This is a genomic window from Rhodococcus sp. 3258 (assembly GCF_031456475.1).
GTDB lineage: Bacteria > Actinomycetota > Actinomycetes > Mycobacteriales > Mycobacteriaceae > Rhodococcoides > Rhodococcoides fascians.
In genome coordinates this window covers 482,421-496,753 of record NZ_JAVDUT010000004.1, presented here as the reverse complement: position 1 = coordinate 496,753, position 14,333 = coordinate 482,421, and the positions used below count along the sequence as shown (strand labels likewise).

The following is a 14,333-nucleotide window of genomic DNA, read 5'->3' as shown; positions in this document are numbered from 1 at the left end:
GACATGGAATTCGCCAAGGGCCACGGAACGCAGAACGATTTCGTCGTGCTGCCGGATCCCGGTGCCGAGCTCGAACTCACCAGGTCGGCGGTCGCGGTGCTGTGTGATCGACGGCAGGGGATCGGCGCCGACGGGATACTGCGTGTCGCGCGCGCCGGGGTGCTGCGGGACGCGGGTGTGCTCGATCGCATCCCGGCCGGTGTCGAGGCCGACGACTGGTTCATGGACTACCGCAACGGTGACGGCACCATCGCCGAGATGTGCGGAAACGGGGTCCGAGTCTTCGCGCACTACCTGCGAGTCCACGATCTCGAGCAGCGCGATCAATTCGTGGTCGGCTCTCGCGCAGGCGCACGTGCGGTGACGGTGCACTCGTACGACGAGACCGATGCCGACGTGACCGTGGCCATGGGCGACGTCACCCTGCTGGGTTCGAGCGCGACGACCCTTGCCGGTGCAGCGTACGAGGGGATCGGCGTCGATGTCGGCAACCCGCATCTGGCCTGCGTCGATCCCACGCTGAACCGCACCGCGTTGCGGGCGCTGGACTTCACCGCTCCGCCGACTCTCGATTCCGAGTTCTTTCCCCACGGTGCGAACGTCGAGATTCTGACCCGGCTCGACGACGGTGCAGTCGAGATGCGCGTCTTCGAACGCGGCGTCGGAGAGACACGCTCGTGTGGCACCGGAACCGTCGCTGCCGCCGCTGCCGCGCTCAGTTACGAGGGGCTCGAGACCGGAGACGTGAGTGTCGGTGTGCTCGGCGGTCGGGTCCGAGTGGCCATCGACCACGTCGGTGCAACCCTGCGCGGACCGTCGGTACTGCTCGCCCGGGGAGAGGTCGACGACCGTTGGTTCGCCGGTCAGTCCTGACCGTCGCGCCGGCTCCGAGCGAAACCCGCGTGCACACGCTGGGCTTTTCGTGGATCATGGGAGTTGTATGACGAACTCACATGAAACATCACCTGCGGGCGAACCGGTCGACCATGATGCCGACGGTTCACCCGATACCGCATCTGCATGGACCCGCGAGGAGTCCGACGCATGGTCGAGGCGGATGGCGCGCTCACCCCTCGACGATGACTCCCCGTCCTCGGGCGATATGCAACTCGAGGAGCGGACTGCGCTGCGACGAGTCGCCGGACTGTCGACCGAGCTCGCCGACGTCACCGAGGTCGAGTACCGGCAGTTGCGCCTCGAACGCGTCGTACTGGTCGGAGTATGGACCACCGGTACTGCGGCACAGGCCGAATCCAGCATGACCGAACTGGCCGCGCTCGCCGAGACTGCAGGCTCCGAAGTACTCGAGGCGCTGATGCAGCGCCGGGACAAACCCGACGCTGCAACCTACATCGGCTCGGGTAAAGCCAAGGAACTGCGCGACATCGTGCTCGCGACCGGGGCCGATACCGTGATCTGCGACGGCGAACTGACGCCCGCCCAGCTCAATGCGCTGGAAAAGGTCGTCAAGGTCAAGGTCATCGATCGAACCGCACTGATCCTCGACATCTTCGCGCAGCACGCGACGTCACGAGAAGGCAAGGCACAGGTCGCCTTCGCCCAGATGGAATACATGTTGCCCAGGCTCCGCGGCTGGGGTGAATCCATGTCGCGTCAGGCGGGTGGACGCGCCGGTAGCAACGGCGGCGTGGGTCTTCGTGGACCGGGTGAGACGAAGATCGAGACCGATCGCCGACGCATCCGTGAGCGCATGGCCAAGCTCCGCCGTGAGATCAAAGGCATGAAGCAGGCTCGCGACACCAAACGCGAGCAGCGGCTCAGTGGCACGGTGCCGTCGATCGCGATCGTCGGATACACCAATGCGGGCAAGTCGAGTCTGTTGAACGCGCTGACCGGTTCCGGTGTGCTGGTTCAGAATGCGCTGTTCGCAACCCTCGATCCGACGACCCGGAAGTCGACGCTCGAAGACGGCCGCGCCATCGTGCTGACCGATACCGTCGGATTCGTCCGGCACTTGCCGACCCAGCTGGTCGAGGCCTTCCGCTCCACGCTGGAGGAAGTGACCGACGCCGACCTGTTGCTGCACGTGGTCGACGGTTCCGATCCGCTACCGATCGATCAAATCAAAGCAGTACGCGAAGTGATCACCGAGGTGGTCCGCGAGCAGGACGCGAAGATGCCACCGGAGTTGTTGGTGGTCAACAAGATCGACGCCGCAGATCCGGTCCAGCTGACGCAGTTGCGTGGCCTGCTCGACGGCGCACGATTCGTCTCGGCCAAGACCGGTGAAGGCATCGATGCACTGCGGGATCACCTCGGCGACATTCTGTCCGAGCCCGATGTGTTGGTCGACGTCCTCGTCCCGTACACCCGCGGCGACCTGGTCGCCCGGATCCACACCGACGGCCGAATAGTGCAATCGACGCACGAGGCGGACGGCACGCGCGTCGAAGCTCGTGTGCCGCAATCACTTGCGGCCGCCCTCGTCGAGTTCACCGCGACCGTACCCAGCGCCTGAGTTCGGTGAATCCGCGCGCAGTGGTGCGTGGTGGTGCCGCGGCCGTGGTCGGCACGGCGATCGTGCTGACCTGTGCATCGACCGCCCTGGCCGCGCCGGTCGACGTTGCAACCTACTGTCTACCAACCGATCCCGGACTCGACGAGCTGTCCGGTGCGACGGTGCTCGACGGCACCGTGTACGGGATCGGCGACAGCGGTGCCGATGATCGGGTGGCGGTGCTCGACGCGAATTGTGCGGTGCAGCGCTGGATCGACGTTCCCGTCGACCCGTACGACGTGGAGGACATGGCGTCGTACGACGGCTCACTGTGGTTGGCCGACATCGGCGACAATCAGTTGCGCCGCGACACTGTGGCACTGACGCGAATGGACCCGGAAACAGGCGCGGGCGAGCTGTATCGACTGGCCTACCCCGACGGCGCGCACGACGCCGAGACACTGCTCATCGAACCCGGCGGTCGGCCGGTGATCGTCACCAAGGAACTCTCGGGTGTCAGCGGGGTATACGTACCGACCGGAGACGAATCCGTCACCGATCTGAGCAGTCCGGGCCCGACGCCGCTGCGCAAGGTCGGTGAGATGGCTTTCACGGCCACCGGTACGGCCGGTGGGCCGCCGTTCGTGGTCGGCTCGATCCTGGCTACCGGGGGAGCGGTGAGTGCAGACGGATCGACCGCCGTGGTGCGCACGTACACCGATGCGTATGTGTTCCGTCCGCCCGACGGGGACGTCGCGTCGGCGCTGGTCGACCCCACCTCACCCCGAGCCGTTTACGCGCTACCGGCTCAGCCACAGGGCGAGGCGGCGACGTTCCTGGACGACGGTTCCCTTCTGCTCGCGTCGGAAGCCGGGTTCGCACCGACCGACGGAACGCTGCCGCCCATTTTGAAGATTCCGAACCTGACGTCGGTGGAGCTGTCGACACCTTCGGCTACGCCGGCGTCGCCGACCCGCGATCCTGCTGCTCCTGCGGCACCCGCACAGACGACGACAGCGACGGACTCGGAATGGGAATTCCGAGCTGCCGTCGCTGCCGGGGTGGTGCTGATCGCCGGAGCGGTGGGATTCACCGTCCGGCGATCGATGCGCTCTGGTTAGGCGTCCAGGTCTGCTTCGACGAGTGCTGCAACCTTGTCGAGTGCTGCTTGGTCGTCGCTGGTGACGGTGACTTCGGTGCCCTTGGTGGCGCCGAGCGTCATGATCATCAGGGCCGAACCGGCGTCCACCGGCTCGGAGTCCGCTGTTGCCAGCGTGACGTCGACTCCGGCTTCGGCTACGGCATCGGCGATCAGTGCTGCGGGGCGGGCGTGCAGGCCGATCGAGGATCCGACTGCGACTGTGGTGCTGGGCATGTGCTGCTCCTTGCGTAGTGGGTTCGTTGGATCGTATCGAGCGTCAGACGGTGGCGAGTGCCGGGTCGAGTTCGGCGTCGGTCGGTGCGTTCTTGCCCTTGATGAACTGCTTGGCGGAGACCACCAGGAATGCGGAGACGATGGTGCCCACGGCCAGCGAGACGATGAACCACAGGATGTTTCCGATGGCGAAGAACACGAAGATCCCGCCGTGGGGCGCGCTGAGGGTGACGTTGAAGGCCATGATCATGGCACCGGTGACTGCGCCGCCGGCCATCATCGACGGGATGACGCGGAACGGATCGGCCGCGGCGAACGGGATGGCGCCCTCGGAGATGAATGCTGCTCCGAGGAACCATGCAGCCTTACCGTTCTCGCGCTCGGCCTCGGTGAACAGACGCGAACGAACGGTCGAGGCCAGTGCCATGGCCAGGGGCGGCACCATTCCGGCCGCCATGACCGCTGCCATGATGCGCAGTGAGGCGGTGTCGGTGACCGACAGGCCTGCAGTGGCGAAGGCGTAGGCCGCCTTGTTGACCGGTCCGCCGAGGTCGAAGCACATCATCAGGCCGAGAATGATGCCGAGGATGATGACCGAGGAACCGCTGAGTCCGTTGAGCCAGTCGGTCAGTCCACTGGTGATCGCGGCGAGCGGCTTGCCGAGCAGCAGGAACATGATCGCGCCGACGATGAGGGTGGCGAACAGCGGGATGATGACAACCGGCATCAGGCCACGCAGAACCGCGGGGATCTTCCACTTGCTGATCCACAGTGCGACGAAGCCGGCGATCAGGCCACCGACGAGACCGCCGATGAAGCCTGCGCCCACCAACACGGCCACTGCGCCGGCGGTGAAACCTGGTGCCAGACCTGGTCTGTCGGCTATGGCATAGGAAATGTAACCGGCCAGCGCGGGCACCAGGAAGCTGAAGGACAGCGCGCCGATCTGGAACAGCACGGCACCGAGGTAGGCGGCGATTCCGCCGTCGGGCAGCGAAGTGATGGAGTTGTTGACGACGATGTCCTCGGCGACATCCTTGATTTCGTACCCACCGAGCAGGAATCCGAGGGCGATCAGGAGTCCACCGGCGGCGACGAACGGAATCATGTAGCTGACACCGGTCAGCAGGATCTGACGCAGGCGGGTGCCCCATCCGAGCTCACCGGCAGAGTCGGTGGAGCCGGCCGCGACAGCGGTGCCGCCGACGCGAGCAGCATCCGGATTGAGAGCTGCGCGGAGCGCTTCGGTGACCATGACGTCGGGCTCGTTGATGGCGCGCTTGACGCCGGAAGAGATGACGGGCTTACCGGCGAATCGCTCACGGCCCTTGACGCCCACGTCGGTGGCGAAGATGACGGCCTCGGCACCGGCGATGAGTGCGGGGTCGAGGGGCGTGCTGCCGCTCGAGCCCTGAGTCTCCACGTGCACCGTGACACCCGCGCGCTCGCCTGCGGCGACGAGTGAATCGGCAGCCATGTAGGTGTGCGCAATTCCGGTGGGGCAGGCGGTGACTGCCACGATGTGCTTGGGCGAGGCGGATGTTGCCGTCTCGGGGGTGGCTGCAGGCGCACTGTGCTTCGCGGTGTCGACCGGCGCAGCTGCAGCGGTTGCGGCAACCGGCTTGGCGGCCGGGTTGATGACTCCGTCGACCAGCGAGACGATCTCGGCGGGCGAGGACGCGTTGCGCAGTGAGGTGACGAATTCGGGCTTGACCAGTGCCCGAGCCAGGCTGGAGAGCAGCTTCATGTGCGCCGAACCGGCTCCGGCCGGTGCAGCGATGAGGAAGACGAGGTCGGCGGGGCCGTCGGGGGCGCCGAAGTCGACCTTGGGGTTCAGGCGGGCGAAGCCGAGCGAGGCGCTCGTGACCGCCTCGGAACGGCAGTGCGGAATTGCGATGCCGCCGGGCAGGCCGGTGGCCGACTGGGCTTCGCGCGCAAGGGCTGCGTCGCGCAGGGCGTCGGTGTCGGTTGCGCGACCCGCGTGGGCCAGCACGCCTGCGAGGCGTTCGATGACGGCAGCTTTGGATTCGCCCAGATCGGCGTCGAGGAGGATCAGATCCTCGGCGATGATCGGCTGATCTTCGGTGGGGGTGGACATGGGGACTCCTAGAGACGGTTCGAAGAAGGGGAGAGCGTGGACGGGGTGACGGACGTGGAGATGTCGAGCGCGCGAACCGTCACCGAAGTCGGATGGGTCTGCTCGGGCAGGGGAAGCGTGGTGCCTGGAAGTGCGGTGGCTGCCGTTCCGTAGGCGACGGCGCGGCGAAGTTTGTCTGCGTCGGAACAGTTCTCGACGTCGGCCAGAATGTAGCCGGCCAGCGAGGAGTCTCCTGCGCCGACGGTGCTGACGGCCGTGATCGGAGGTGGGCTGGCGTACCAGGCACCGCCCTGGGTGACCAGGACTGCTCCGGCGCTGCCGAGCGTCGCCAGTACGGCACCTACTCCTCGGCCGAGAAGGATCGTCGCGGCGGAAACAGCGGCCGACGGATCACCCTGTGCCGCAGCGCTTTCCAACTCCTCGGAATCGTACCCGGTGAGCTGGGCGAGTTCCTCCGAATTGGGCTTGATCAGGTCGGGTGCCGATTCCGGAAACCGATCCGCGAGAGCGAGCAGCGGCTCGTCGGAGGTGTCCACCGCAACTTTGGCCGTGGTAGCGCGAAGGGCGACAACCAGTTCCGCGTACCACTCGACGGGCAGGCCGGGAGGAAGCGAACCCGACAGCACCACCCACTCGGCATCGACAGCGAGCGTGAGAATCCGGTCTCGCAGCTCGGCGCGTGTCTGCTCCGACACCGTTGCACCCGGCTCGTTGATCTTGGTGGTCGTGCCACCGATTTCGCTGACGGTGATGTTGGTGCGCGCCGGTCCGGACGTCGGAACTGCCGAGTATCGAACGCCTTTGGCGGACATCGCGTCGAGTAATGGATCGCCGACGTTGGCCGGCAGGACGGCCAGCGCCTCTACTCCCGATCCGCCGATGACGCGAGCGACGTTGACGCCCTTGCCACCCGGGTCGACGGCCGAGGACGACGCCCGGTGCACTCCGCCGCGGGTCAGTGGCGTCTCGAGCGTGACCGTGCGGTCCATGCTCGGATTGGCCGTGAGCGTGACCATCATGCGATCACCACCTCGATTCCTTTGTTGCTGAGTTGTTTACGGTCTTCGTTCGAGATGTCGCTGTCGGTGACGATGACGTCGATGGTGTCTACTCGGGCGAAACTCACCAGGTGCTCGCGGCCGATCTTCGACGAATCTGCCAGCACGACAACATGGTTCGCGGCGTCGACCATGGCGCGCTTGACCGCGGCTTCGTCGCTGTCGGGGGTGGACAGTCCGTGTCCGACGCTGATGGCGTTGGTTCCGATGAACGCAACGTCCACCCGTAGCCATTCGAGGGCGCGCAGTGCCTCGTCGCCCACAGCGGCCTGTGTCGTTCCTCGAACACGCCCGCCGAGCAATCGAAGACTGATGCTCGGCATGGTTGCGGCCCGGGCTGCGATCGGTACGGAATTGGTGACCATGGTGAGTTCGCGATCGTGCGGTAGCAGTCCCGCCAGGCGGCCGGTGGTGGTGCCCGCATCGAAGACCGCACTGCCGCCGACGGGTGGGAGGAACGACAACGCAGCCGCTGCGATCGCGTCCTTCTGGTCCGCGCGGGTGAACTCTCGTTCCGAGACGCCCGGCTCGAGTGTGGTCAACGCCGAGGCGGGTACCGCTCCACCGTGCACGCGGCGTACCACTCCCAGTCGATCGAGGGTGGCCAGATCGCGTCGCACGGTCTCGGTGGTGACGCCGTAGTTGGCGGCCAGGTCGTTGACGGAGACGCGTCCTTGCGTGCTGATCAGCTCAGCGATGGCGTGCTGTCTTTCTTCTGCGTACACCTGCGTCTCCTTCCCGGTTGATGTTGCTTTATGTTGTTTTACGCCCGTGTGTGTTGACATGTCAAGGGTTTGGAGTAATCTCGGTCACAACATCATCGGGAAGCCAGGTGCGGCACACTCATCTGACATCCGGGACGACAGACGTACACGCAGGATCCGAGGAGGACCACATGACGGGATCGGTCAGCACCGCATCGACCGGACACACCGATGCAGCACCTGCTGCAGATGGGACGTCGTCGATCGGAGCGGAGTCCACGACACTGCGCGGCACACCCGTCGTGCCCGGAGTCGGCTACGGACCCGTCATCCGTCCCGGGGCACGTCCGGCCATCCCGGCCGACACCGGTGAGGTGGCCGAAGCCGATCGGGAGTCCGAGAAGGCTGTGTTCGATGCAGCGGCGAACGCCGTCGCCACTCGATTGCGCGGACGCGCGGAGCTGGCGACGGGAGCCGCTTCGGAGGTGCTGTCGGCCAACGCCGCGATGGCAACCGACCGCGGATGGCTCGGTGCCGCTCGCGCCTCGATCGCCAAGGGCAACACCGCCGTCACCGCCACTGCTGCCGCGACCGAGAAGTTCGCCGCCATGTTCACCCAGCTCGGCGGATTGATGGCCGAACGAGTGACCGATCTGCGCGACATTCGCGATCGCGTCATCGCCGAAATTCTCGGTGTGCCCGAGCCGGGTGTTCCCGTGCCGGCCGAACCGTCGGTACTGTTCGCCGACGACCTGGCACCCGCCGACACCGCGGGCCTCGACCCCACCCTCATCGTCGGCCTCGCCACCTCACTGGGCGGCCCGACCAGTCACACCGCGATCATCGCGCGGCAGCTGGGGATTCCCTGCATCGTGGCCGTCGCAGGCCTCGACGACATCGCCGCCGGCACGCATGCATCCGTGGACGGAACCAGCGGACGCATCGAACTGGAACCGGATGCCGACACCGCCCGCGCAGCAGTCGTCTCGGCCAGGGACGAATTGGACCGAGTGTCTCGGTGGACCGGGCCGGGCGCGACCTCCGACGGACATTCCGTCGATATCCTCGCCAACGTCCAGGACGGAGCCGGTGCCCGCGCAGCGCGCTCCAGCGCAGCCGACGGGGTGGGATTGTTCCGCACCGAACTGTGCTTCCTGGACCGCGATTCCGAACCGACCGTCGACGAGCAAGCCGAGATCTACGGCCAGGTCCTCGACGCGTTCGCAGGTAAGAAGGTCGTCGTCCGCACCCTCGACGCCGGCTCGGACAAACCACTTCGATTCGCCAACCACCCCGACGAGGCCAATCCGGCGCTCGGCATCCGCGGTATCCGTATCGCCGAAGCCGACCGCGGCATCCTGTACCGCCAGCTCGACGGCATCGCCGCGGCAGCCAAGGCGACCGAGTCCTCGCCGTGGGTGATGGCACCGATGATCGCCACCGCGCAGGAAGCACAGGACTTCGCCGCGGATGTACGCGAACGCGGACTGACCCCGGGCGTCATGATCGAGATTCCCGCTGCCGCTCTGCTCGCCGAGCACATCCTCGAGCACGTGGACTTTCTGTCCATCGGTACCAACGACCTGGCTCAGTACACGATGGCCGCCGACAGGATGTCGGCGCAGCTGGCCGGTCTGACCGATCCGTGGCAACCGGCCGTGCTCGCACTGGTGGCGCACACGGCCGCGGCCGGCGCGAAGGTGGGCAAGCCCGTCGGTGTCTGCGGCGAGGCTGCCGCCGACCCCCTGCTGGCCTGTGTGCTGGTAGGAATGGGCATCACGTCGTTGTCCGCGGCCTCCGCCGCCGTCGCCCACGTCGGGTCCAAGTTGGCGACCGTGACCCTCGATCAGTGCAAGGCCGCCGCTGCCGCTGCACTGAAGACCGACAGCACCGCCGCAGCCCGTGAGGCAGTGAGCGCGATCCTCGGGTGACGCAATAGTCTCTTCCCATCATGAGAACTATGGGTTGGACGCTGCACGGAAACGGACGAACCGTCGACGCTGGGGCGGTGGTCGCGCCGGACGAACGGTTGTCGTGGCCACGCACTGTCGGCATCGGGATGCAGCACGTCGTCGCGATGTTCGGGGCGACACTGTTGGTTCCGACCATCACCGGGTTCCCGGTCTCGACGACGCTGCTGTTCTCGGGCATCGGTACCGCGCTGTTCCTGATCATCACGCGCGGGCGGGTACCGAGCTACCTCGGGTCGTCGTTCGCCTTCCTGGCTCCACTCGGTGCGACCGCAGCCGATGGTCCGGCTGCGCAACTCGGTGCCGTTCTCTGTGTCGGCGTCGTGCTGGCTGCGATCGGCTTCGTCGTGAAGTTCGCCGGAGCGCGGGTACTCGACGCAGCGATGCCGCCCGTCGTCACCGGTGCGGTGGTCGTATTGATCGGGCTCAATCTGGCCCCTGCCGCGACGACTTCGTTCGAGGCGCAACCGCTCGTCGCGGCCGTCACCCTGGTGGCGATTCTCCTCGCGACGGCCGTCGGTCCCGGTCTGGTGGGTCGGCTCGGAATCCTGCTCGGCGTCGTCGTGGGCTGGGTATTCGCTGCCGTCACCGGCGGTATCGCGCAACCACGACTCGATGCTCTGAGCGCCGCGAGCTGGATCGGGTTACCCGAGTTCCGTGGCCCGTCCTTCCAGCTGTCGGTGATTCTGGTGGCGCTGCCGGTGGTGATCGTCCTCGTCGCCGAGAACGTCGGACACGTCAAAGCCGTCGCGGCGATGACCGGAAAGAACCTCGACGACGTTGCCGGTGACGCTCTGATCGCCGATGGGTTGGCGACCACCCTCGCCGGGGCCGCCGGTGGATCGGGAACCACCACGTACGCGGAGAACATCGGCGTCATGGCCGCTACCCGCGTGTACTCGACCGCCGCGTACTGGGTTGCCGCGATCACCGCGATCGTGTTGGCGTTCTCGCCCAAGTTCGGTGCGCTGATCTTCACCGTCCCGGACGGTGTCATCGGTGGAGCGACACTCGTGCTCTACGGACTCATCGGACTGCTCGGCGTTCGAATCTGGACCGACGCCAAGGTGGATTTCACCGATCCCGTGAACCTCACCGTCGTCGCCGCCGCACTCGTCGCCGGAATCGGCGACCTGACGCTCTCCGTCGGATCGGTCGAACTCGGTGGTATCGCGTGGGGATCGCTGGGCATCCTCGTGGGATACCCGATCGTCTCGGCGTTGGCCCGAGGGAGAACGACTCGACGACGCTAGCAGGGGCGGTCACGGATCGCGCACGTTTTGGTCATCGACCCTCGGTGCACCGCGAACGTACTGTTGAACCGTGACGTCAGTCGCACCGACGACCGCGCTGTGACACCCCTTTCTCGCGGTCGACGACGGTGCGCACCGAACAAGGAGACCCGCGTGGAACGCACACTTTTCGAGCCCGAGCACGAGCTGTTCCGGGAGTCGTACCGGAAGTTTCTCGAACAGCACGTAGCCCCCAATCACGCGAAGTGGGAAGAGCAGAACATCGTCGACCGCGGCGTCTGGGTAGAGGCCGGCAAGCAGGGCTTCCTCGGGACTGCCGCACCGGAGGAGTTCGGCGGCGGCGGCGTCAAGGACTTCCGCTACAACGCCATCGTCACCGAGGAAACCACCCGCGGCGGCTACAGCGGCATCGGCTTCACCCTGCACAACGACGTCGTCGCGCCGTACTTCATCGAGTTGGCCAACGACGAGCAGAAGCAGCGGTGGCTGCCCGGATTCTGCTCCGGTGAGCTGATCACCGCGATCGCCATGACCGAGCCGGGTACCGGTAGCGACCTGCAGGGCATCAAGACCAAGGCCGTTCGGGACGGCGACGACTGGGTACTGAACGGCTCGAAGACGTTCATCACCAACGGCATCAATGCCGATCTGATCATCGTCGTAGCGTGCACCGACCCCGAGAAAGGTGCCCAGGGCTTCAGCCTGTTGGTCGTAGAGCGCGACATGCCCGGATTCGAGCGTGGTCGCAACCTCGACAAGATCGGCATGAAGGCCCAGGACACCGCGGAACTCAGCTTCACCGACGTTCGGGTTCCTGCCGCCAACCTGCTCGGCGAAGAAGGCATGGGCTTCATCTACCTGATGCAGAACTTGCCTCAGGAGCGGCTCTCGATTGCCGTCGTCGCCGCTGCGGCCATGGAATCGGCACTGGAGATGACCATTCAGTACTGCCGTGACCGCAAGGCATTCGGTAAATCGATCGGAAAGTTCCAGAACACGCGATTCGTGTTGGCGGAACTCGCTACCGAAACCACCGCCACCCGCATCATGGTCGACAAATTCATCGAACTGCTCAACGACGGCAAGTTGACCGTGCAGGAAGCTGCCATGGCCAAGTGGTGGACCACCGAGAACCAGGTCAAGCTCATCGACCGGTGCCTTCAGCTGCACGGTGGGTACGGCTACATGAAGGAGTACCCGATTGCCAAGGCGTACATGGATTCTCGGGTACAGACCATCTACGGCGGCACCACGGAAATCATGAAGGAGATCATCGGTCGCGGACTGAATCTCTGATTCTTTCCATCGTTCAGGACCGAAGAGAAGGGCCGCAGCATCTGTGCTGCGGCCCTTCTTCGTTGTGTCCGAACAGAGTTCAGAGCTTGCGCATCACGGTGACGACCTTGCCGAGAATGGCGGCATTGTTGCCCGGGATCGGCTCGAACAGTGGGTTGTGCGGCATGAGCCACACCTCACCCTTGGAACGCTTGAACGTCTTGACCGTGGCCTCACCCTCGATCATCGCCGCGACGATGTCGCCGTTGTCGGCCACGGACTGTTGACGCACCACCACCCAGTCACCGTCGCAGATCGCCGCGTCGATCATGGACTCGCCGACGACCTTGAGCAAGAACAACGATCCCTGACCGACCAACTCGCGGGGGAGTGGGAACACGTCCTCGACGGCTTCTTCCGCCAGAATCGGTCCACCCGCGGCGATCCGTCCGAGAACCGGCACGAACGTCGGCGTCGGCAACCGATCCTGCTCGTCGGACGCTGCCGAACCGTCCACCGCCGCCGCGGCCTGGTCAGCCTGCACCTCGTCCAGTCCGCGGACGTCCACAGCGCGAGGGCGGTTGGCGTCGCGCCGCAGGAACCCCTTGCGTTCGAGGGTGCGAAGCTGATGTGCGACGGACGACGTCGACGTCAGGCCCACGGCATCGCCGATCTCTCGAATGCTGGGTGGGTATCCGCGCTCGGTGACCGAGGCCCGGATGACCTCCAACACCTTCCGTTGGCGCTCGGTGAGCCCTGCACTGATGTCGGTGCCCACCTCCATGGCCTTCGGGGTCGGCTCGGCAGCCGGCTTTCCGGCTGCAGCCTTGCCGACCGTCGAGGATCCGGCTCGCGTGGAACCAGCTTTCGTGGAACCCGTCGTACTGGAACCGGTGATGGACCTCGTCGAGGTCTCGTCCTTCATGCTGTCGGCCTCCTGCTGATGCGGCTGGATTCGGTCTACGCGGTATCGATCCACGCGGACTGGAGTTGATGATGTCGACTCGTGTGGCGTGTGGTTTCTGACACGAATCTAGCGTGTATCAGCTGTTGAATCAAACATCTGTTCGACTCGTGTCGCGTTTTCTACAGACTTTGTCGGAGGTGCGTGATAGAACTTCGAACAAGCGTCCATCGAACGCCTGATCGAACAATCGATCCAACGAGCGAAGACGAGGTTCCGATGACCATCACCACCGATCGTCCCACCACTGCCGGTATGCGTTCGCGATCCGGTGTCGTCGAGCGTCGTCGGCGCTCACGGCCCGTGCTGCAGAACCACGCGCGTCGGACGCAGAACGGCCCGTGCTTGCCTGTCGTGGACGAGTCCTGGACCGACGTCACCGATCGCGAGATGGCGGATCGAGACTTCGACGACACCTCGGCCCATTTCGCGAGCCAGACCGTGCGCCCACGCTCTCTCGTTCTGTGGATGTTGGCTGTGGTCGTCGTGGCCGGCGGTCTGATCGGCATCGCGAATCTGAGCGCGACCACACCCGACGCGGCCACTCAGCCCGCGGGCGCGGTCATGGTTCACGACGGAGCGCTCGTCGAGTACGCACCCAGCAGATGACCACCGGCACCATGGTGCCCAGCGTGGCTGAGTATCCTCGAAGACTGCCCCGACGCGCACGTTCGTCGTCGGAGTATCGGCTACGACGGAGGCTCCCTCATGCATTGCCCGTTCTGCAGGCACCCCGACTCACGCGTGGTGGATTCGCGTGAAATGGACGAGGGTCAGGCAATACGGCGACGCCGGTCCTGCCCCGAGTGCGGTCGACGCTTCACCACCGTGGAGGCTGCCGTGCTCGCCGTCGTGAAACGCAGTGGTGTGACCGAGCCGTTCAGTCGCGAGAAGGTCGTCAAAGGAGTTCGTCGCGCCTGCCAGGGCAGAGACGTCGACAACGACGCGCTGAACCTGCTGGCTCAGCAAGTCGAAGACAATATTCGCGCGGCCGGTTCGGCCGAGATTCCCAGCAACGAAGTGGGCCTGGCCATTCTCGGACCGCTACGCGATCTCGACGAAGTGGCCTACCTTCGTTTCGCATCGGTCTACCGCTCGTTCAGTTCGGCAGAGGACTTCGAGAAGGAAATTCACGAACTCCGCAAACATCGAGAGTCCGCCGACGTCGAGTGACCCGC

At 65.5% G+C, this 14,333-nt stretch carries 13 protein-coding genes; 8 read left to right on the top strand and 5 right to left on the bottom strand.

The window, feature by feature from the left end; genetic code table 11:
• Positions 1 to 3: 3 nt before the first annotated feature.
• The 3 genes from dapF to J2X62_RS15935 all read left to right on the top strand — a co-directional run bounded on the left by dapF (position 4) and on the right by J2X62_RS15935 (position 3,579).
• Positions 4 to 873, top strand: coding sequence for a diaminopimelate epimerase (dapF, locus tag J2X62_RS15945; protein ID WP_310181692.1), 870 nt, complete (start codon positions 4 to 6; stop codon positions 871 to 873).
• Between the two features lie 184 nt (positions 874 to 1,057).
• Complete coding sequence (gene hflX, locus J2X62_RS15940) at positions 1,058 to 2,479, top strand: GTPase HflX (RefSeq protein WP_051365137.1); 1,422 nt, start codon at positions 1,058 to 1,060, stop codon at positions 2,477 to 2,479.
• A 5-nt stretch (positions 2,480 to 2,484) separates the two neighbouring features.
• Positions 2,485 to 3,579, top strand: a complete 1,095-nt coding sequence (locus J2X62_RS15935; protein ID WP_310181689.1) for a hypothetical protein — start codon at positions 2,485 to 2,487, stop codon at positions 3,577 to 3,579.
• On the opposite strand, the gene J2X62_RS15930 is transcribed toward J2X62_RS15935, so the two are convergent.
• Genes J2X62_RS15930 through J2X62_RS15915 form a run of 4 tightly spaced genes read right to left on the bottom strand, consistent with a single transcriptional unit; the run spans position 3,576 to position 7,714 of the window.
• Positions 3,576 to 3,833: an HPr family phosphocarrier protein gene (locus tag J2X62_RS15930; protein WP_027496848.1), complete on the bottom strand. Its 258-nt coding sequence runs from the start codon at positions 3,831 to 3,833 to the stop codon at positions 3,576 to 3,578. The genes J2X62_RS15935 and J2X62_RS15930 overlap by 4 nt on opposite strands.
• A 43-nt stretch (positions 3,834 to 3,876) precedes the next feature.
• Positions 3,877 to 5,931, bottom strand: coding sequence for a fructose-specific PTS transporter subunit EIIC (locus J2X62_RS15925; RefSeq protein ID WP_310181683.1), 2,055 nt, complete (start codon positions 5,929 to 5,931; stop codon positions 3,877 to 3,879).
• An 8-nt stretch (positions 5,932 to 5,939) separates the two neighbouring features.
• The gene (locus J2X62_RS15920) at positions 5,940 to 6,950 is read right to left on the bottom strand and encodes a 1-phosphofructokinase family hexose kinase (RefSeq protein WP_032370129.1); all 1,011 of its coding nucleotides are present in this window, start codon (positions 6,948 to 6,950) and stop codon (positions 5,940 to 5,942) included.
• A complete protein-coding gene (locus tag J2X62_RS15915; protein WP_027496851.1) occupies positions 6,947 to 7,714 on the bottom strand; it encodes a DeoR/GlpR family DNA-binding transcription regulator in 768 nt (255 codons plus the stop codon). Before J2X62_RS15915 ends, J2X62_RS15920 begins: the two co-directional genes overlap by 4 nt.
• Positions 7,715 to 7,956: 242 nt before the next feature.
• Between J2X62_RS15915 and ptsP the strand changes: the two genes are divergently transcribed.
• The 3 genes from ptsP to J2X62_RS15900 all read left to right on the top strand — a co-directional run bounded on the left by ptsP (position 7,957) and on the right by J2X62_RS15900 (position 12,212).
• A complete protein-coding gene (gene ptsP / locus J2X62_RS15910) occupies positions 7,957 to 9,624 on the top strand; it encodes a phosphoenolpyruvate--protein phosphotransferase (protein ID WP_371832738.1) in 1,668 nt (555 codons plus the stop codon).
• Positions 9,625 to 9,644: 20 nt separating this feature from the next.
• Complete coding sequence (locus tag J2X62_RS15905) at positions 9,645 to 10,916, top strand: uracil-xanthine permease family protein (RefSeq protein ID WP_032400221.1); 1,272 nt, start codon at positions 9,645 to 9,647, stop codon at positions 10,914 to 10,916.
• A 153-nt stretch (positions 10,917 to 11,069) separates the two neighbouring features.
• The gene (locus J2X62_RS15900) at positions 11,070 to 12,212 is read left to right on the top strand and encodes an acyl-CoA dehydrogenase family protein (protein ID WP_027496854.1); all 1,143 of its coding nucleotides are present in this window, start codon (positions 11,070 to 11,072) and stop codon (positions 12,210 to 12,212) included.
• Positions 12,213 to 12,291: 79 nt separating this feature from the next.
• Here the strand turns inward: J2X62_RS15900 and lexA are convergent, their stop codons facing one another.
• On the bottom strand, positions 12,292 to 12,975 hold the full coding sequence (gene lexA, locus J2X62_RS15895) for a transcriptional repressor LexA (RefSeq protein ID WP_027496855.1): 684 nt from the start codon (positions 12,973 to 12,975) through the stop codon (positions 12,292 to 12,294).
• Between the two features lie 399 nt (positions 12,976 to 13,374).
• Between lexA and J2X62_RS15890 the strand changes: the two genes are divergently transcribed.
• Complete coding sequence (locus tag J2X62_RS15890; protein WP_027496856.1) at positions 13,375 to 13,764, top strand: hypothetical protein; 390 nt, start codon at positions 13,375 to 13,377, stop codon at positions 13,762 to 13,764.
• A 99-nt stretch (positions 13,765 to 13,863) separates the two neighbouring features.
• Positions 13,864 to 14,328 carry a transcriptional regulator NrdR gene (gene nrdR / locus J2X62_RS15885; protein ID WP_027496857.1) on the top strand — a complete coding sequence of 155 codons (465 nt, stop codon included), beginning with the start codon at positions 13,864 to 13,866 and terminating at the stop codon, positions 14,326 to 14,328.
• Positions 14,329 to 14,333: the final 5 nt, after the last annotated feature.